This is a genomic window from Nocardia aurea (genome assembly GCF_003123685.1).
Classification (GTDB): domain Bacteria; phylum Actinomycetota; class Actinomycetes; order Mycobacteriales; family Mycobacteriaceae; genus Nocardia; species Nocardia aurea.
This window is the reverse complement of record NZ_QCYJ01000115.1, coordinates 205,278-224,144: the sequence shown is the minus strand read 5'-3', so window position 1 is coordinate 224,144 and position 18,867 is coordinate 205,278. Positions and strand designations below refer to the sequence as shown.

Below are 18,867 nucleotides of genomic sequence, written 5' to 3'. Positions count from 1 at the left end.
AGTTGGGTTGGTGGGCCCTTCGGGCGGCTCGCCGGAACGGGATCAGCGGCCTGTTGGGTACGCCCCTGATCGGCCTCCGCCCGAAGGGGTCTCAGGGCCCCGGCGTCGAGGGGAACGAACTGGCCGGTGGCGTAGTGGTGATGCTGGGCAACGGGGGCGCTGTCCGGGTCGGTGCGGGCGACGATGCTGCTGCTGCGTCCAGGTCGCGGGCGGCGGCGGTGAACCAGTGCGCAGCGGCGGCGACAGCGGATTCGCCGGACTGTGTGGCGGGCACGCTTTGGTAGGAGTTGTGGCGGCCGGCGGTGTCGCTGTAGCGGGCGGTCCCGGCCAGGGTGTAGAGCTCGCTGGGTTCGGAGACCGCAGTTGTGATAGCGGTGAAGGCTTCGTTGACCCACCGGTTGGCTGTCTGTGGCGGGACGAGTTCGACGACGGCGGCGGCGAGTTTGGTGCCCAGGATCGCGACCGCCGCGAGCGGGTCGGCCATGCCGACGGTCGCCAGTTCGGCCACGGCTGCCGGGGTGATCACCGTGCGAGCGACCGTGATCACAGCGTTGAGCCCGATCGTGCCGATCTTGAACAACGCCGACAGTGCCTCGTCCGGTGTCGGAACGGTGGTACCTGCTTGGGAGGCTTGGGCCAGGCGCGTCGCGATGGGAGTGGCGGGCTGGTAGGACAGTTGGTCGAGGCTAGTGCCTGTGACGTCCTCGTTCACCACGTCCACCGCGGTGCGGAACACCGTCGTCGACAGTGCGTCGGCCAGGGTCGAGATCGCCGCGATCGGGTCGCGCAGGTCGGTGCGACCGGCGATGTTGGTGACCGCGGTGGCCAAGGTGCCGCCGGGGGTGGTGCTGCAGGTCGCGTCGACGGCCACGCACAGATCGGCGACCCGGCCGGTCAATGCCCCGTAGCTGGTCGTCGGTGCCGATCCGGCGGTGATGCCGGCACCGGTCAGCCCCGGATTCACCAATCGGATCGTCGCGACCTGGTCACCACCCGTTCCGGGCACTGGTGACGGGGTCGTGGAGTCCGTGCGTCCGGGAAGCACCGGGCTGCCGGAGCGACGTTCGGGGTTGGCCAGCAGCGCAACAGCGGCCACTTGGTCCGCGCGGATTGCGGATGAGCCCGTACCGACCCGGGCAGCGAACTTTGATGCCGAGGCTGCGCCGTGTGCGTACCCGGCGACGGCGATACGTGTGTTCGGGCAGCGGGTCACCACCTCGACCGCCGCCTCCTCCAACTGTTGCGCGGCGTCGATGACTGCGGTGTCGAACGCCAGTGCCGCGCCGTCGCGTGCCGTGCCGAAGGGAATGTAGGTGCGCCGCACTAGACCTCCGGCCACCCCGGTGACGGAGCCGAACAGTTTGCCCAGCGTTCCGCTGTCACTGGCTGCCGTGGCCGCGGTGGTGCCTTCCTCAGCACCCTGGACACCCAACATGTGCAGACGTGGACAGTCTCCGCTCACGGGCGTGGTCGGTTCGGCACCGGCGATCCCGGCACCGGTGAGAATGCTCAGCATCGCCAGGACGGCGGTAACGGTGTGGTGGCGGGTCTTATTGGTACGCATCGGTATTCACCTCGTTTCGGGCGCCCGCCCGCATCAGGGGAAGCGCTAGTGCGGGCGCGCTACTCAGTTGGTCAGGGGGTCGGTGAAGGGCGGTCGGGTCAACCGGGGTGAGCGCAGGTAGCTCGCAAGCCGGGACACGGCCTCTCGCGCGCCGTCGATGGCGGTCTGGGCGTGTCCGGCGTTGTATTCGCGCCAGCTCAGATCCACTCCGCGAGTGCGGTATTCGGTGAACAGGCCACGTCCCATCGCGACGGGTACGAGCATGTCTTGGGTGCCGTGGTAGAGATGAACCCGCGCGTGTGGTGTGCCGTGTCCGGTGGTTTCGTTGGCAAGTACGTAGCGCCAGAGCGGGTCGTTCCAGGGGTCGGGCCGTTCGCACCAAGCGCCCAGAGGTGTCTGTTCGAAGGTCGTGATGACCTCGGCGGCGGTCATGGTCTGGGCTTGCTCGATCGCGCGGTGCCCCTCGGCGGTGATCAGGTGCGCGACCGGCAGGTGGGTGTAGGCGCGGGCGAGTCCGATCAGCCCGGCCAAGGTCAGACCCGCCAGCGGCCCGCCGTCCACGTCCGCGGCGAGGCTGCCCGGATCGGCGATCACCGCTCCTGCGGCGATGCCGCGTAGATCGAGTTCGGGGGCGTAGTCGGGTTGAAGTTCAGCAGCCCATACCGCGGCGCGCCCGCCGTCGGCGTATCCCCATGCCGCGCAGGGCGCTTCGGCGGCGAGCATCTCCGGTAGCCGCAGTGTGGCACGAGCCAGGTCGAGAACGGCGTGAGCGGCGGCGCGCCCTGCCAGGAAGGCGTGTGGACCGAGCTCGGTCAACCCCATCCCCTGCCCGTCGGGCACAGCCACGGTCCATCCCCGTTCCAGCGCGCTGGAGATGAACTCTGTCTCCGGCTCGGATTCGTCACGTGTCAGTAGTTGTGAGGCGGCTGCGGCGCCGCCGAGTCCGCGGAAGACCGGGCAGTACAGCAGGATCGGGGCCTTGTCTGTGGTGCTTGTCGGGCCGGCGGTGATCACGATTCCGGAGGCGGGGATCGGCGCTTTTCGGGAAGTGCGCGTGGCGTAGACCAATTGCCATGCCCGGTGCGCGCCGGGCAGACTCGGGGTAGGGACACTGCGGCGGCGCAGCAACTTTCCGGGCAGTGAGTAGGCGTCGACGTCGGGTGCCCGATAGAACTCGTCATCGGTAGCGGTGTCGTCCATCATCGGCTCCCGGCGATGTCGTGGGCCAAGGCGACCATCCAGGCGATCCCGGAACCGAGTTGCCCGGATGTGGCGTAGCCGTTGTGACGGGCGACGGTGTCGGCGTAGCGCAACAGCACTGCCGGGTTGACCAGGTCGACGTTGTCGGCCAGCAGTTGCCCCCAGGCTGCGGTGAGCTGTCCGGCGAGTTTGGGCAGCAGGACGATCGGGTTCGCGGCGACGGTGGCGACGATCTCGTCCCACAGGCCCGCCGCAGCATTGCCGTCGGGGACCGGAGTGCGGGGATCAGCGGCTTCGACCAGCCGGGCGGCGAGTCCCTGCTGCGGGAGGTAGTCGACATTGCCGCCGCCCACGGCGAAGTCCTCCAGCAGCACCGTCGTCCAGGCGTCGCCGAGGGCAGCGTGCAAGACTCCGTTGAGGGTGCCGAGCGCAGCGATCGGGTTTCGCAGGTCTGCTTGGGCAGCGATCTCCGCCCCGACCCGCAGGAAGGCGGCGCGGTCCGGGGCCGAGCAGGCCAGGTCACCGTCCGTGCAGATGTCGGCGACGCGGCCGGTCAGATCGCCGTAGCCGATCGCACCCGCGATACCCGCGCCCCCGGCGGGCGGATTGGTGATCGCGACCTGGGACACCGCGGCCCCACTGGTGCCCGGTGCCGGATCAGGAACGATTTGTCCCGGTCTCCCTGGGATCACCGGCGCACCGGGAGCGCGGTCGGGGTTGGCGTACAACGCGATCCCCGCGATCCTGTCCGCGCCGATCGGCCCCACGCCCGCGCCGACGTCCGCGGCGAAGTCCGACATGGCTTGCGCACCTTGCGAATAGCCGACACCGGCGACGAGCGTGTCCGGGCAGGCGTCGGCGATCTGGGTGGCGGCGGCGTCGAGCTGGTTGCGGGCGTCGGTCACCGACACCGTGTACGGGTCCGGGCCGCCACCGGGCACGACACCGCCGAACCCGGCACCGTAGGGGATGTAGGAACGTTGCACCAGCCCGGGAGCTGCCGAGAGTACGGGCGCTAGGAGCGCGCCGACCACTCCGGTATCGGCCAGCGGGTCCGCGGTCGGTGAGGACTGGCCGGTGCCCTGGACTCCGAGGATGTAGAGGGCCGGGCAGCCGGGTCCGATCGGCACCGCCCCAACCGGAGCGGCACCGGTCGTGGCTGCCACGGTCGAACAGATCGCCGCGGCAGCCAAGGTGGCAACTAGTCGGCGGGTGCTGGTCGTGGAGGTGAGGGTCACGGCTGGCCCACCCCGACTCCGGCTCCGAAGCCCGCACCGACTGTCCCTGCGGCGACCGCACCGACCACGGCGACCGGGGCACCGGCCACGAGTGCGCCCGCCGCCGCACCGGCTGCGCAGCCGAGTGCGGTTCCGGCGACACCGGAGGTCACCGTGCCGATGACCGGGACCGGAACTACCGTGCCCAGGGCCGCCCCCGCGATACCGCCGATGGTGCCGCCGACCAGCGCGCCGACCACGGCACCCGCGACAGCGGCCGGCGCGCCCACCGCGACTGCTCCTGCCGCGCCGCCGATTCCGGCACCGGCCAAGGTCGCTCCGGACACTCGGTCCGAGCGCCCGGCGGGGATGCCGACGGAGTCCAGTGCGGTGGCGACCTGGGCCTCCAGCCCGGCGGCGGTGTCGTTGATGAGGTCGGCGTATTCCGGGGACAGCCATTCCGGGCGGGGGGCTTGCCATTGACCGACACGGATCGTGTTCTCCGGCGCCTCGATCGGCGCGACCGGCTCGACCGGTTCGGGCAGGTGTAGGTCCTCGATCCGGATCGGTTCGACCGGGGCCTCCGGTGGCGGAGCGGGGCGTGAGGGTGCCTCGTTGCGGACTTCGGGGGGCTGGGAGTAGTAGACCAGCGGTGGGGCCGGTTCCGGTTCGGGCGCGGGTGGTTCGGGGTCGGGCGCCGGAGCCGGTGGGGGTGGCGGGGCGGTAGTGCCGGGCTGCGCGGGGCTGGTGACGCCGGGCTGATCGGCGATGGCCGACGGTGGCTCGGCGGCGGTCGCGGTGGCGGCGGCGGCGGCGGCCAGGATCATCGCGACCGGGACCGCGGTGATGAGCGCGGCTCGGCCACCTCTGACAATGGTGCCGCACGGGCGATTCCGTGTCGACGAGCGCATTCTTCGGTACTGAACGGCGGCGGTGTGAGTGGGTGGTGTACGAAATTCAGGCATGCCAAATAGCCCTTCGCTGTGAAGGTGAAAGAACGACGGATTTATGGCGCGAACGCGCGCAGGTGGATCGGTGTCGCGGTGCGGCCTCTCAGCACGGGATCGCTACTGGGAGGCCGCTTTTCATGCGAGATGCGTCACATGATCAGATGAAGGGCAGGATCAGCGTCAATGCCTGTGCCGCCACGGACAATCCGTTGGAAATCACGGACAATCCGGCGTTCACCCACCCCAGAATCAGATACGGGTCCATCGTGGTGTCCTCTCGATCGGTTCGGTCTTGCGCTTTCAACCAAACCGCGAAAACCACGGAAGCACCAGAGGTTTCGTTGCCTACTTTTTCGTTAACGAAAAAGTAGGCACTGTGTTTCTAGCCCGTACGCAGGCAGTTTGCCAGCTGGTTCACCACAAAATATTCACCTCGAGTAATCAGACGATTCCCTGCATGCCGGTGGGTTCCATCGAGAACGCGAGTGTTCACGAAGCTCGGCAGCAACATCGTCCGATTACCTGATCGCCGGAGGTGTTGCCGCGCCCTACCCACTCTGGTAAGACGGAAACACACAAATCTTGGGGGCAACACTCGATCGTATCTTCGTTTGACCCGTCAGGGGAAGACCCATGGGAAGGGGGAACCCGGCATGCGCCGGAATCCCAAACTCGTACCGACGCCGGGGATCCCGACGTTCGGGACCACGCTCCGCCTGATCAGGGAAGATCAGGACCATACCCGCCATACCGCGGCCAATCTGCACGGCATCAGCTCGGGGTATCTGTTCTCGATCGAATCCGACGCCAACAAGCCGAAACTCGAGACAATTTCCAAGATCCTCGACGGATACAAGGTCGGACCGCTGCTCACTCGGCATCTACACGAACTCCGCGCTCCGGCACTACTCCTCCCTACATCGGACAAGCTGTGCCAGCAGGTGCGCGGTCACGACGACTGGATCAAACACCTCGACGACCTGCAAGAACGACGCACACTCGCGGCGTATGTCGACCCGTTCTGGAACATATTGGCCTGCAACGAAACCTGGCTCGCGGCACTGCCCGGGATCGAGGAAACCCACTCGATCGCACGATGGCTCTTCAGCGCCATCGCGAAAGAGGTCTTCGTGCAATGGGAACGCGAAGCCGCCCACAACGTCGCCTACGACAAGGCGATGCTGGGACTGTTCCGCCACTCCGCCCAGGCCCGCGAACTCATCGCACATCTTCAGTCCCACCCCGACTATCGCCGACTATGGGCCGCCAGCATCGACGTCAACTACGGACGCCACACCGACGATCTACTGCACCACCGCGATCCCGCCACCGGCACACTGACCTCCTACCGCCTCAGCATCGCCCCCATGGACGAATCAGGGACTGTGCATTTGGTCACAGCGATAGCAAAACCGTACTCCGGCCCACCATTCACCCCTCGCTAACCACTCAAGTAAGCGCGATCGGAGACACGAAATCAGTGACCAACCGCGACCTTGTTCCTTGCTTCGGCTCGCCGCTCCCGACGTTCAGCAAACCCGCAGCCTCGATCACCGTGCCGCACCACATCAGGACAATGGCGTCGCCAGCATCCCTTCTTTCTCGCAATAGATCGAATTTGCTCGCACAATAGGAGATATCCGCATTCGATAACCGGAGTCGGATCCAAAAGCAATCGAGCAGGTGTATCGATTGACCTCGGTACACACAGCGCGAGGACCATCTCCGTTCAGCTATCGGCGGCGTGGTCGAAGCGGCAGTCGCCCGAACGGCGGCTGCCGCACCGCGGCGGGAGATGGACCGCGTGGACCACCGGTTCAACGAATTCGTCCCCCTCCTCGGGTTCGGCCGCATCGGCGTTGCCCGAGACGACCTACTCGGTCTCCGATGGCGCCCGTGCACTACACAAGTCACGCCGTTGGTACGAAGAGGAGCTGAAGGCCGCCCGGCCGCCCGGCCACAGAGCCGGCCGGACCTGGTTCCTCACCGCCAGTGACATCGCCGCCGCACTGGAACTCACCCGGCGACCGGTCACTTCAGTAAACCGACGCCGATCCGCAGCTGCTGCGACGCCTTCTGATTCCACGTGACCACCGCAGCGGGGCACGGCACGACGTCGCCGCACACCGCCGCGGACCGCGGACCGCGGACCGCGGACCGACCAGCCATAGCCACCGGTCCGACCAAAAACCTGCGGTTCATCGGAGCTGGCATTGGCCGGTCGGGCGCCCTACGCGTTCAGTGCGGCGACGAGGAAGTCGCGTGCCACGCTAGAGGCCCGCTCGAACTCCTCGTCGTACACCGCGAAGTGCGGACCCGAAATCAACTCCAACTGTTTGGGTTCCAGCGCTTCTGCATAACTCGCCAACGCGATATCGGCCGGCGCCAGCGTGTCTTGGTCTGCGACGATCATCAGCAGTGGTGTCGGAGAGACCCGGCGCACGAACGATTCCGGGGCATAGCTTTGGAATTTGTCGATACTGGACACGGTGACCTCGTTACGCCAGGTCGGCACCTGCGGCCCGTTGGCCATCAACCACTGATACGCCTCCAGGCCGGGCATAGCGACCATCTCGGTCGGATCATCCGACGCCGCTTTGATCGTCAACGGCGGTTTCCCCGCTGCGCGCGCTTGCCGATCCGCGGCGATGGCCGCGTGCATCAACGGATGAACGACACTGGGCACCAGACTCCGGAAGTTGGCCCACCCGTTGGTGGTCGGCACCTGCGAGACCACCGCACGCACCCGCCGATCGGTCGCCGCGACCACCAGAACATGACCACCGGAAAAGCTCGTACCCCACACACCGATACGAGCCGGATCGACACCGTCCAAGGCTTGGGCGAACGTGATCGCATCGCGGTAGCCCTCGATCTGCGCGGGCGGGTCGACCTCGAACCGCGGCTCCCCCTCCGAGGTGCCGAATCCCGGATGGTCATAGACCAGACATGCCAGACCAGCCTCACTGAATTTTTCCGCGAACGGAGCCACCCACTCCTTGACTCCGGCGAAACCATGGGTCATCACCACCAGCGGAACCGGCTCCGACACATCCTCCGGTCGGTACAGCCACCCCCGAAGTATCGTTGCCCCACTTGAGAACTCGACATCAACACGCATCTTCGGATCCCCTTCCCAAGAACTCCTGCACCTTGAACGTACGGCGTGAACTCGCCGCTGTCGCATCAATCGCTGACATCGCTGGTCGCGGCGGGTGCCGACGCACCAAGGCCGCAATCCCACGCGCGTTATGGTCGTGTCCTGGGTCGTGGCGACGACCCTGTTCGACGTTGGGACAAAGCGATATCGGGGCCGCCTCGCCGCAATTCCGTCGACAACCGGACTGAGCCGACCAGTTGTGATCGAGGCGAGAGGGCTGGCGATGGGCAGCTGATCGATCGACCCGCACTAGCCGCAGTCCATCGCGTGGTCGCGATAACCGTTTGTCCGCATCGAGTGACGATTGGCGCGAACAGCCGCCAGCGCGAGGCGGCAGGACACATATCCTGCATCGTCGGATAGAGTGCGAACATGTGTTCGATCGAGGTTGGCTGGGCACCGATCTTCGAAGTCGACGGCCGGGTGGTCCCGGACGCCGACCGCCTCTATCGCACTGCCGCTGGATATGTCCGACCGGCACCAGTGTTCTGCCGTAACGGTCACCGCCACGGCCCTGGCCGAACTCTTGTCGGCACGCAAGTCTGCCGCACTTCGCCCAGAGGAACGCACCTCACCTTCTACTGCCGAACCTGCGGAGATGTCGTCTTCGTACCTGCCGACACCGAGGACTGCGATCACCGACACTTCGACGGTCGAACTGCGGGCCGATGATCGGATCACTGACTTCAAGGTGGGTTCGTAGGAACCGCGAACCCGATCACAAGGCCGCAGCCGGGACGCCGACCTTGATGACGGAATAATCGAGTGGTGGATGACGACTCGCTGATGTCGCCCCACCAGCGGGCACTGGTATTGGCCGTGATCGAGGCAATCGAGAATGACCATGACGTGCACCGCGCCGTCGCAACACGGCTTACCCCGCCACCGTCGATCAACGATACCGATACGGTGCTGCGGATTCTGGACCTTCCGACCGTCCGCTATCAACGCGGTGAACCCGCCCGGGTCGTCCTCGCGCGCATCCTCGACGTACTGGAGGCAGCGGCCGAGGACGAGCAGTACACACCGCCGGGTGGCGGCGAGGACCAGTACTGATCCGCGCCGCCATCTGTCGAACTGCACGGGCAACGCGAATCGGTGTTCTACGGCCAGCCTGTGGTCATACACCGACCATGCGGACAACAGAAGCGGTGCGGCCCCTAGCGGAATGACCCACAGCCGCACGACATTTCTCCACGACACCGCGCGAAATCCGCCTCGTTGACGAGAAGAGTGCCATGCTTGACGGTTGCGCGATCGCAGATCCCCGCTGACTCCCACGTCAGCGCGTACAGGGTCCATCGCCAGCGCCGCGAGATGCGATTCGCGCCCGAGTCATCCTTTCCGAAAGGAAACCCTTCCCATGCCCCACCCGCAAAATCCGCATGCCCGCCGTGCGCTGTCGACCACCCGTGCACGCTGGACTTCGGCGCTTTCCGCTGTCGTACTACTCGTGGTCGGCGGATGCGCCGCGAACGACAGCAGCGCCGAGCAAGAAAAGGGAGCACACGCCACGGCATCTCTCGATGATCGTCCCTCCACCACTCCCCCCACGGAAGCGGGTAGTGCTCCGCTCCCGCCATTGACCGCACCGCAGCCCGCTGGCGCTGGTGTCAGCGTTGTCTACGAGATCATCTCCGACATCCCTGCCCTGCCGTCGGTGACCTATGTCGATGGCAACTCTGCGATGCAGCAACAGGCACCCGCTACGGCGCCATGGACGAAGAAGTTCGTCAACAACTCGACCTACGTCATCCTCGGCGTGAGTGCACAAACCGAAGGGAACTCGGTCACCTGCCGCATCGCGGTGGACGGACAGATCGTTGATGAGAAGACCGCCACCGGCAAGTACGCGCTCGTCATCTGCGCCGGACCTTCCTGACGTGTAGCGACGCCGAAACCCAGAAGGGCCTGTGGACCAATGCGCAGGCCCCTCTGCGTCCGACGAATCATCCCGCGGCGATCAAGGCCGGATCGACCGGAGTTCGTGGGGTGCTGCGTTGTCCGTCATCCCCGTACTACCGGCGCGGTCGAAACACCCCAGGACTGCGTCGGCGGGTTCATTCAAGATAGTCCAGTCGGGTTTGGGTGCCGACGGTCAACTTGTGCACTGCTAGGCGCGTTCGGTCTCGATCGTCTCGCCGCCTTTCGGGTGCACATTGAACTCCGGAGGAATCTTGAAGCCCAAGTGCTGTGCGAGAAACGTCCGCAACACGGCGTCTATGGCCTCGATGCTGTGCGGATCGGGACGTTCCAGCCTCCGCAGGTCGGCAATGATTGCCTTCGACCGAGAGTCCGGGGACAACATCCCGGTAACGAAATCCCTCATGGTGGGCGCGGACCACCGGAAAACTACCAAGCCAGCCTTCTCTACCAGCTCGGTCGCCATGTCCTCGGTGAGGCGCTCTGCGGGTGTGAGGACCGAACTTGTGTCGACCATGTAGCGAAATCGATGAAGATCAGCTTTTATGGAGTTGAACGGATCAGCGGCCTAGACCGGAACGAAGTGTCTATGGCTATTCAAAGACGGCAAGTGCAGCTATCCATGGTCGGCGATGAGGGCGTCCCGACGAGACACCCATCGATTGACAGCCGGGCCTCCGCTGGCACTATCACGTCCACATACCTCGGTGCCAACCTCCGAGCCGGATCACAGGGTTCAGGCAGATGAGCGACCGGGACCGGCAGCCCCCACCTGGCGGACCGGATAGTCGGCGACCGGAAGTCGGCACCGGCCCGCGCAAGACCCCGCCAACTCCGAGCCCGAGCCGCTACGTCTCGATCGGGTTCGCTGCCCATCGCGCGAGCGTCAGCAAGGACACGATCAGACGGATGATCGCTGACGGCACGCTGCCCGCCTACCGATTCCGGGGCCAGATCCGAATCGCGATCGATGACATCGATAAGGCGATGCGCCCCCTCGCTTAAGGCGTCACCCGCACTACTGCCAGAAGCAACGGACTCTCGCAGCATCACCTGAAGGCCCCCGTAAGACCGCCCGCGCAGCGAGCACTCACATCAATATATGACAAGGATCACATATAGCGATGCGGCGACCGCTCACACTCCGGCATGCCCGGATGCATACGACCTGGTCAGCTATTGCACGTATATTGCACGCGATGGGATAGCTTGACTCAAAATCGCCCTGACCTGGACAGATAGAGTGGTCCCAGCTGGTTTCGAACCAGCGACCTTCCGCGTGTGAGGCGGACGCTCTCCCGCTGAGCTATGGGACCGTACCGTTGTGATTCCGGCGCGCCCGAGGCGCTCCGAACGAGTTGGAACATTAGCACGCACTACCGGTCAGGCACCAAATCGCCCCCCTGGGCGGTGTTCGCGGGTGGTGGCACGCGAGTTCGTCGGACACATGACGTTGGGCGTCGCGGGAGTCGACAGTCGGCGGAACACCACTCACGGACTCGGATGGCGTCGCATCGGCCGCAGCCGCCACTGCGACCTCACCCGCAACACGCCGGTTTCCATGCGTTCTACCAGCAGATTTGTACCTTTCACCGAGCGTCCGCTAATGTTCTGTCTCGCACCACGGAGGCCAGAATGAGCCCCCGGGGATCGCAAAATGCGGATGTAGCGCAGCTGGTAGCGCATCACCTTGCCAAGGTGAGGGTCGCGGGTTCGAATCCCGTCATCCGCTCGAGAGGTAGGGCTTTTAGCAGTTGGAACAGCCTTTCCCCTTCGCACGGTGGAGTGGCCGAGTGGTGAGGCAACGGCCTGCAAAGCCGTGCACACGGGTTCGATTCCCGTCTCCACCTCGCGCGATTAGCTCAGCGGGAGAGCGCTTCCCTGACACGGAAGAGGTCACTGGTTCAATCCCAGTATCGCGCACCACCATAGCGGCAGGTCAGCCCCGGTTTTTACCGGGGCTGATTTTGTTTGTGCCCGACCTCGTCCTCACGACGCCCCGAGCCCTGGTGCCGACAGGCGCGCGTCCCGATTCTCCGCGTCGAGCCCATCGACCTCCCGGTCCTTGTCGGTGGCCGGGGTTAGTCTGACCGGCGCAGGTGGTTGTCGTGGGCGAGACAGGGGTGCGGTGTGACGGCGAGTCGGGATGCGGTGGAGCCGGAACTGCTCGACGACGTCGCGGGGGATATCTCGTTCGAGCTCGAGGAGATCAACGAGCTGTTGGCCGAGTTGATCGAATGGCAGGGTGAGCGGCGGCGCAGGGATGCCGAGATCGTCGCGTTGCGGCTGGGGGTTTCCGGGGAGCGGCCCGAGACGTTGGCGCGGATCGGGGCGCGGTTCGATCTGGCTCGGGATCGGGTCAGGCAGTTGCATACGCGGGCCGTGGGGCAGTTGCTGCGGGACGCGCAGTCGACGGGGCATCGCGCGGCGGGGGTATTCGCGGCGCGGTATCCGTTGGACGCGCGGGATCAGGGGTTGGTGCGGGCGCTGTTGATCGAAACGTATGCCACCGATACCGATCTGGCCGCGAACGAATTGTCGTATCTGAAATTGCGGTTGGCGGGGCACGCCCCCGAGGACGCGAAACGCGTCGCGGGATATGTCATGCAGCGAATCATGGCGTGGCAGAAGAAGACCAGGCGACGGCTGGCGAAATTGCACGAGACCGAGTCCACGGGGGCGCTGAGTTCATGGTTGTCCCAGGTGGACTGGCCCGCCTCGGGGGTGGCCGCGGCGCTTCCGACTCGTTCGGCGCGCACCGTGGACGGTGACGACGACGCGCGGGGGCGTTTCTATCTGGGCAAGGTCGGCCGGGAGGTGGCCTTCGATTCCGCGCTGGAGGCCAGGCTGTTCCAGGAGTTGACCGCGAGTGAGGCGGTCGAGACCTTCCAGGAGGAACCGGGTGCGGTCGAGTACGACATCGACGGCGTGCGCCGGGTGGGCTATCCGAGTGTGGTGGTCCGGTTGCGCGACGGGCGGGTCGTCCTCGTCGATGTGCAGCCGCTCGGGCATGTCGGTTTCCACGTCCATCGGGTCAGGTCCGCGGCGGCGCGGCGGTACGCGCACGCGAACGGCTGGGGATGGCTGATCTGGACGGGTAGTCGCACGGGTGTCGCCGACCTGCTCGGCCGGAAGGTCGACGCGGGTGTGGAGAACAGGGTGCGGGAGTTGCTGGACAGCGGGCCGGTGTTCTGGTCGACGTTGCGGCCGGTGCTGGCCGAAACCGGTATGGAGCTCACCGATTTCATCGCACTGGTGCTGCGCAACGACTGGCGGTGGGATCGGGCGCCGTTCCGGCTGCGGGCCGCGGGCGAACCGCGCGCGGTATAGACCATCCCCGACCGAGTCGATACCGCGCGGCGGTCACCGGAGCCGTAGTCGGCTCATTTCACCACCATCGCCCCCGCGACGAAGGTGACGATCAACAGCATCGAACAATAGGTGATGAGCTGCCAGTGACTGATGGTTTGCTGCAAATTGGCGATGGTGGCGCGCAAACTGGTGTCGATTCGATTGTGGTCGGCGAGTTTGCGGTTCACCTCGGCCAGTGAATCGGCTCTGGCCTGCATGTCTATTTCGGCGCGCTCGAGCCGGGTGGTCAGTTTCATGACCTGTTTCTGCTTGTCCCGCACGGATTTACGGGACAGCGCGAGAGCGGTGCGCTGGTTGACGAGTTCCTGGCGCTGCCGGGCGATGACCGCCGCCTGCGTCCTCGTGTGATGCTCCCAGTCCGCCACTGTCGCCCAACCTCCCGTCATCTCGTCGCGATAGCCCCAGGCGATATCGCCCGCCACCCAGCCTCTGATGAACTCACGCAGTTCGAACGGCGCGCGGCGAGGCACCGCAAGGGCGGTATTCGCCGCGTCGAGCATGCCGACCACGGCGAGGTAGTCGCAGGCCGGCGGCGCGAAATCGGCGATCCCCAAGGCGGGTACGTGCGCCACCCAGTATCCGGGCTGACACAACCACAGCACCCCGTCGCAGCCCGCTTCCCGCAGGCGGGCCGTATGTTCTTGCGCGAGAGCGCGATCGAGGGGGCCGCCGCGCACTTCTATCGCGTACTTCCGGTCGCCGACACGCCAGAGGATGTCGACCCGGTGGATGCCGACACGCTGGTCGACTTCGGCGGTATCGGCCCCGAAGGCCACGAGTCTGCCGCACAGCCAATATTTGAGCCGTTGGATATCCCATTGCGCGGCGGCGCATCCGGAGCAGTGACAGCTGTAGCGCGAGCGCGCGCCGGTGGCGCCCGGCTGCTCGGCGTCGAGCTCCCCCATTCCCAGTTCGGCGAGCATCGTACGACGACCACAAGCTTCGACCGCTCGCTGTTGCGTACTCACGCGTCACACCCCTAGCCCATACCACCGCCGGTCTCACGACCTACTCCATAGATCAAGAGTGCGCTCATCTTCGCACTGCCGCCAGCCCCCTTTACCCCGCGTTCGCGCGCGCCACATCCGCCACGACCACCCGCCACCAGGTGATGCGCCCTGCATCACAAGGGGTTTCGCAGCGACATGCGAGAGGATCACCATAGATTTTCCGGTCTATTGACCTTTGCCGCCAATCCCGAGGACACGGCTCCGCTGCGCGCGCGGCCGATCCGCCTCACCAGCGCGTACCCAACCCCGATCTTCGAACCCGACACGAGCCCGCTTACCCTGGGTGCACCTCGCGCGGGTACGCACTCGCGCGGGGATACGCGAAAGCCTGTGCGACAGCCGACGGACCCGAGCATCGGGGACCGGGGCCGTCGCGGAACTCTCACCCCGCGCATCGACCTACCGACGGATAGAATCGGCCGGCCACGGCGGAGTTCCTGGCATCGACGGGGAAGAAGGTACGGATGGAGCACGGCCAGCGTGGCGCCGAGTCGATCGGCGCGATCTTGTCCGGCATCGCGGAGATCCTGCGCGAGGTCAGCGACAAGCTGGATGCTGTGGCGGCCAAGGTGGAAGAAGACCGTCCCGACGACAGCGCGCTGGCCACCCGGCTGGCGAAGCTGGAGGCATGGGCCTTCCGTACCGAGCAGGACGTCGCCGGTCTCGGAACCCGGGTCGAGACCATCGAATCGGGGACGGTCGCCTCCGAGGCCCCCGTCGACAACGTTCCCCGGCCGCAGCCCGCCGCCGTACGCGCCGACAGCTCGCCTCGTCCGCAGCCGGGCAGCCGGGCCGAACGGCGTGAGCTGGCGGCCCGCGCCGAGCAGGAACCCGCGATCGAACGTCCCGCGCGCGCCGAAGGGCAACTCCCCGTGCGCGGTGAGAGCCAACTCCCGGTCCGCGGCGACCAACAGCTCCCGGTGCGCGGTGAGAGCCAGCCGTCGGTCCGGGTCGAGCACGACCTGCCGACCAGGGATAAACCGGCCGCGCGTGAGCGTCTCCTACCCCGCGCTGCGGCGAGCCGCGGCGAACGCACCGAGGCGACGGTGAACTCCCACACCGATATTCCGGATCCGGCGCCGGCGCGGTCGGCGTCGATCCCGGTGAACGGCGAGCGGCGCATCCCGCCGGTGCCCGCCGAACTGCACGACTGGGTCGATCCGATCCCCGCGGCGGTCACGCCGACCGAGCCGACCCCGCGCGGCACGACTCCGGCGCCGAACGTCACACCGGCCGCCGAACGTACCGATTCGTTCACCCCGCGCTACGAACCCGTTCCGGTCGACGCCGCGGCGTCCAACGGTCAGCACGTGGCGGACTACACCGTGCACAGCGACCGCCTCGAGATCGCCACCAGCAGTAACGGCCGACTCGAGCCGCCGACGCTCAACGGACACGCGAGTACCTCGATGACGGTGGCCCACGCGGAGAGCGAGACCAACGGGTCGCACCGCTCGATCATCGAGGAAACCGGCCACGTCGACAAATTGCAGGCGATGCTCGACGAACTCAAACGCAACCCGCACGGCCCCTTCGGCAAGCCGATCGGCAGTCCCGGCGAAATGCCCGCGTAGCGGGGCTCGTTCACCGACGCCGGCGTCGCCCGCCCCGATCCGCGGGCGGGGCGAGAACCGTGCGGATCAGTTCACGCAGCCAGCGGTGCCCGCCGTCGGCGGTATTGCGCGGATGCCAGGCCAGCGAGACGGTGACTTCCGGTAGCGGCAGCGGTATTTCGAAGGTGCGCAGATCCAGGGCCGCCACGGCGGACGCGCCGAGGTGGGCGGGGGCGGGACAGACCGACACTCCGGAACGGACGGCCAGCAGCGCCGACGCGAGGTCGGGAACCGTGGCGACCACGCGCCTGGTGCGTCCGTGCAGGGCCAGACGGTCATCGATGGGACCGTTGGCGCGACCGAGGCGCGAGATCGCGAGATGGGCGGCGGCAGCGTAGCGGGCGACGGTGACCCGCTCGGAGACGAGCGGATGACCTGGCGCGGCGACGCCGACCACTCGATCACCGAAGAGCCGTTGCACGGTGGTCTCCGGATCGGTGCGGTCGATGGTCCCGACCTCGATGTCGACGCGGCCGTCGCGCAGCGCGGCGGTGTCCTCGGGGGCGTCGGGGCGGAAATGCAGGGTGACGCCGGGAGCTTGTGAGCGGACGGCGGACAGCAGCGGTGCGATGAGTTCGGTGCCGACGGTGTCGCCCGCGCGGATCGCGAAGGATCGCTTCAACCCCGCAGGATCGAGACCGCCGCGCGGCCGCAGCAAATCCCGGCCCTGACCGACGAGGGTGTTCACCTCGTACCGCAATTCGAGGGCGCGCGGGGTCGGCACGAGGTTGCGTCCGGCGCGGACGAGCAGCGGATCGTCGAGCACCCTGCGCAGTCGCGCGAGAGTCCGACTCATGGCGGGAGCGGAAGTGTTCAGCCGTTCCGCCGCCTTGGTCACGCTGTTCGTCTCCAGCAGCGCATCCAGTGCCACCAGCAGGTTCATGTCCAACGCGTCCATTGCTGGATTATCACCAATGGAATGATCGGCGACCAAAAACGCAACGCCGATAATCCGCGCGCATCGGGCTCGCAGAGTGCGCCGTCAGGGCCGGGTCGATGCGAAACCGCTGATCACCGTATGGACGACGACCGCGCTGCGGGTCGTGACGGTGACCGCGCGTACACCGGATTCGAGAGGTGGGTTACTTGTGGGCAATCCCACCGAATTCGCATCGGCCGAACCGCATTCCTACCCCGAAACACCTGCGTCGGTCAGCTCAGGTCGGCGCGGCTGCGCTGCGGTTCCCGGTGCGGTTCGACGGTCGCCGGACCCGACGGCGCGGCGTGACTCTTCGCGCCGAGTCCGCGGTAGGACGCGGGCTTCACGGGACGGACCCACTGCGCCAGTCGCGTACGCAGCGGTAGTCGATATTTGAGGTCGCGCAGCAGTTCGTCGATGTCGTGCAGGGCGAACGGGGTGATCGCGGTGCCGTGGGCGTGATGGCCGCCGGTGCCCGCGTCCATCCAGCGCAGCCGCTCGTCGACCTCGGCGATCATGTCCTCGTGCGTGGGCAGCGTCAGCCGACCTTGCAGCAGTGCCGCGGTCCAGTGCGCCGCGACCTCGGCGTTCAACTGGCTCAGGACCGAGGAGTTGTAGCCCGCGAAACTCAGATTCGGCACCTCCACCGGCAGGATGTGGCGGTGCAGACGGAAATTGCCGTCCTCGTCGGTGAGCCTGCGCTGCACGTAGGGGGTGAGGAAGGGCACGCGCTGCTGGAAACCCGTCGCGCACAGCACGACATCGGCCTGCACGCGCTGTCCGTCGGACAGGTCGACCGCGGGCCCGGCCTTGGTGCTGAGCATCTCGGTGATGGTGGTGTCGCGGTGCACGATGATCCGCCCGTCGCGGACCTGTTCGTAGAACCCCTCGGTGGTCAGGCCGACGGTGCTCTGCGCGATCTCCTCGAACCGCCCCGGCGGGACCAGGTCCAGTTCGCGCAGCAACATCTTTTTCGTCGCGAGCTCGCGTATGACGTCGAAATTGCTGTCGCGGAAGGAACGGCCCTTGCCGTGCAGGAAACGTTCGAAACGGTTCAGCCGGTGGTAGCGGAAGTGCGCCTCCCCCAACCTGGTCAGCGACAGCCGCTCGTAATCCAGGCCGAGTCCGGGTTTGCGCGGCATCTTCCACATCAACCGGCGGGCCACGACCCTGGTCGACGCCGCCACGTGGCTCACGGCCTCGGCGACGTCGCAGGCGGATTTGCCGTAGCCGACGACCAGCACGGTCTTGCCGCGCACGGATTCGACATCGTGGAACTGCGAGGTGTGCAGCAGTCGACCGCCGCCGACCTGGTAGAGGTCGTCGCCTCGGAAATCGGGGATCGACGGCTCGCTGAACACGCCGTTGGCGACGACCAGGTGGTCACAGGAGGCGCGGTGGATACCGGTGTGGTCGCGGATCTCGAGCAACCAGCCGCTGTCCACCGGATCGGCGGCGACGACCTCGGTGCCGAGCCGGAGGCTGTCGCCGAGACCGAAGTGGCGGACGTAGCCCTCCAGGTAGGCCTGCATCTGGGCGCCGTCGGGTACGTCCGGATAGTCCTCGGGCATCGGGAAATCCGAGTAGCGGTAGGTGCGCTTGGTGTTCTGGGCCCGCAGACCCGGATAGCGGCGTGTGGCACTCCACACGCCGCCCACATCGGGTGCCTTGTCGAACACCTCGATCGGAAAACCTTCCCGACTCAAGACCTTCGCGTAGGCCAGGCCCGCAATACCCGCACCTACGATCGCGATGCGGTTCCCGCTCGTCATGGGCACCGAGATTACCCGCCCGCAGGCGACGACAATGCCCGCGTGCCTGATTTGCTCGAATCCGGCGGCGTCGAGCCCGGTGAACAGCCGCCGATCGGGCGGTGTGACCACCGACCGAGCCCGGCCCGCGAGGACCATCGTGATGTTGCGCACCCGCGTCCGATCGC

The 18,867-nt window shown here is 66.6% G+C and carries 15 protein-coding genes and 4 tRNA genes; 9 read left to right on the top strand and 10 right to left on the bottom strand.

All coding sequences use genetic code 11. The features are described from left to right. Positions 1–91: 91 nt before the first annotated feature. The 4 genes from DAT37_RS27155 to DAT37_RS45710 form a co-directional block, all read right to left on the bottom strand. Positions 92–1,564 (bottom strand): cutinase family protein, encoded by a 1,473-nt coding sequence (locus DAT37_RS27155; protein ID WP_109527679.1) that lies wholly within the window; start codon positions 1,562–1,564, stop codon positions 92–94. 63 nt (positions 1,565–1,627) lie between these two features. After that, positions 1,628–2,764 (bottom strand): lipase family protein, encoded by a 1,137-nt coding sequence (locus tag DAT37_RS27150; RefSeq protein WP_157978713.1) that lies wholly within the window; start codon positions 2,762–2,764, stop codon positions 1,628–1,630. Beyond that, positions 2,764–3,894, bottom strand: coding sequence for a cutinase family protein (locus DAT37_RS27145; protein ID WP_232840021.1), 1,131 nt, complete (start codon positions 3,892–3,894; stop codon positions 2,764–2,766). Before DAT37_RS27145 ends, DAT37_RS27150 begins: the two co-directional genes overlap by 1 nt. A gap of 104 nt (positions 3,895–3,998) precedes the next feature. Beyond that, positions 3,999–4,892 (bottom strand): insoluble domain protein, encoded by an 894-nt coding sequence (locus DAT37_RS45710; protein WP_109527677.1) that lies wholly within the window; start codon positions 4,890–4,892, stop codon positions 3,999–4,001. A gap of 692 nt (positions 4,893–5,584) precedes the next feature. Here DAT37_RS45710 and DAT37_RS27135 point away from each other — a divergent pair. Further along, a complete protein-coding gene (locus DAT37_RS27135; RefSeq protein WP_109527676.1) occupies positions 5,585–6,376 on the top strand; it encodes a helix-turn-helix domain-containing protein in 792 nt (263 codons plus the stop codon). Between the two features lie 785 nt (positions 6,377–7,161). Here DAT37_RS27135 and DAT37_RS27130 read toward each other — a convergent pair. Next, complete coding sequence (locus tag DAT37_RS27130) at positions 7,162–8,052, bottom strand: alpha/beta hydrolase (RefSeq protein ID WP_109527675.1); 891 nt, start codon at positions 8,050–8,052, stop codon at positions 7,162–7,164. Between the two features lie 807 nt (positions 8,053–8,859). Between DAT37_RS27130 and DAT37_RS27125 the strand changes: the two genes are divergently transcribed. Both DAT37_RS27125 and DAT37_RS27120 read left to right on the top strand, forming a co-directional pair. Beyond that, positions 8,860–9,147: a hypothetical protein gene (locus tag DAT37_RS27125; RefSeq protein WP_109527674.1), complete on the top strand. Its 288-nt coding sequence runs from the start codon at positions 8,860–8,862 to the stop codon at positions 9,145–9,147. A 307-nt stretch (positions 9,148–9,454) separates the two neighbouring features. Further along, positions 9,455–9,973, top strand: a complete 519-nt coding sequence (locus DAT37_RS27120) for an MmpS family transport accessory protein (RefSeq protein ID WP_109527673.1) — start codon at positions 9,455–9,457, stop codon at positions 9,971–9,973. A 231-nt stretch (positions 9,974–10,204) separates the two neighbouring features. Here the strand turns inward: DAT37_RS27120 and DAT37_RS27115 are convergent, their stop codons facing one another. Beyond that, positions 10,205–10,531 (bottom strand): hypothetical protein, encoded by a 327-nt coding sequence (locus DAT37_RS27115; protein WP_109527672.1) that lies wholly within the window; start codon positions 10,529–10,531, stop codon positions 10,205–10,207. A 227-nt stretch (positions 10,532–10,758) separates the two neighbouring features. Between DAT37_RS27115 and DAT37_RS46125 the strand changes: the two genes are divergently transcribed. Continuing rightward, positions 10,759–11,019, top strand: coding sequence for an excisionase family DNA-binding protein (locus DAT37_RS46125; protein WP_109527671.1), 261 nt, complete (start codon positions 10,759–10,761; stop codon positions 11,017–11,019). A gap of 239 nt (positions 11,020–11,258) precedes the next feature. On the opposite strand, the gene DAT37_RS27105 is transcribed toward DAT37_RS46125, so the two are convergent. Further along, positions 11,259–11,330: transfer RNA gene (locus DAT37_RS27105), tRNA-Val, on the bottom strand. A gap of 343 nt (positions 11,331–11,673) precedes the next feature. Between DAT37_RS27105 and DAT37_RS27100 the strand changes: the two genes are divergently transcribed. The 4 genes from DAT37_RS27100 to DAT37_RS27085 all read left to right on the top strand — a co-directional run bounded on the left by DAT37_RS27100 (position 11,674) and on the right by DAT37_RS27085 (position 13,344). Continuing rightward, positions 11,674–11,746 (top strand) — tRNA-Gly (locus tag DAT37_RS27100). A 47-nt stretch (positions 11,747–11,793) separates the two neighbouring features. Then, a tRNA-Cys gene (locus DAT37_RS27095) sits at positions 11,794–11,864 on the top strand. A 1-nt stretch (position 11,865) separates the two neighbouring features. Continuing rightward, a tRNA-Val gene (locus tag DAT37_RS27090) sits at positions 11,866–11,940 on the top strand. A 204-nt stretch (positions 11,941–12,144) separates the two neighbouring features. Further along, a complete protein-coding gene (locus DAT37_RS27085) occupies positions 12,145–13,344 on the top strand; it encodes a sigma factor-like helix-turn-helix DNA-binding protein (protein ID WP_232840018.1) in 1,200 nt (399 codons plus the stop codon). 53 nt (positions 13,345–13,397) lie between these two features. On the opposite strand, the gene DAT37_RS27080 is transcribed toward DAT37_RS27085, so the two are convergent. Next, positions 13,398–14,309, bottom strand: coding sequence for a hypothetical protein (locus DAT37_RS27080; protein ID WP_232840017.1), 912 nt, complete (start codon positions 14,307–14,309; stop codon positions 13,398–13,400). 551 nt (positions 14,310–14,860) lie between these two features. Here DAT37_RS27080 and DAT37_RS27075 point away from each other — a divergent pair. Then, on the top strand, positions 14,861–15,970 hold the full coding sequence (locus tag DAT37_RS27075) for a hypothetical protein (RefSeq protein ID WP_109527670.1): 1,110 nt from the start codon (positions 14,861–14,863) through the stop codon (positions 15,968–15,970). A 10-nt stretch (positions 15,971–15,980) separates the two neighbouring features. Here the strand turns inward: DAT37_RS27075 and DAT37_RS27070 are convergent, their stop codons facing one another. Together DAT37_RS27070 and DAT37_RS27065 are read right to left on the bottom strand one after the other, a co-directional pair. Then, positions 15,981–16,907, bottom strand: a complete 927-nt coding sequence (locus DAT37_RS27070; RefSeq protein ID WP_109527669.1) for a LysR family transcriptional regulator — start codon at positions 16,905–16,907, stop codon at positions 15,981–15,983. 254 nt (positions 16,908–17,161) lie between these two features. Next, positions 17,162–18,853: a flavin-containing monooxygenase gene (locus tag DAT37_RS27065; protein ID WP_232840016.1), complete on the bottom strand. Its 1,692-nt coding sequence runs from the start codon at positions 18,851–18,853 to the stop codon at positions 17,162–17,164. Between the last annotated feature and the right edge of the window lie 14 nt (positions 18,854–18,867).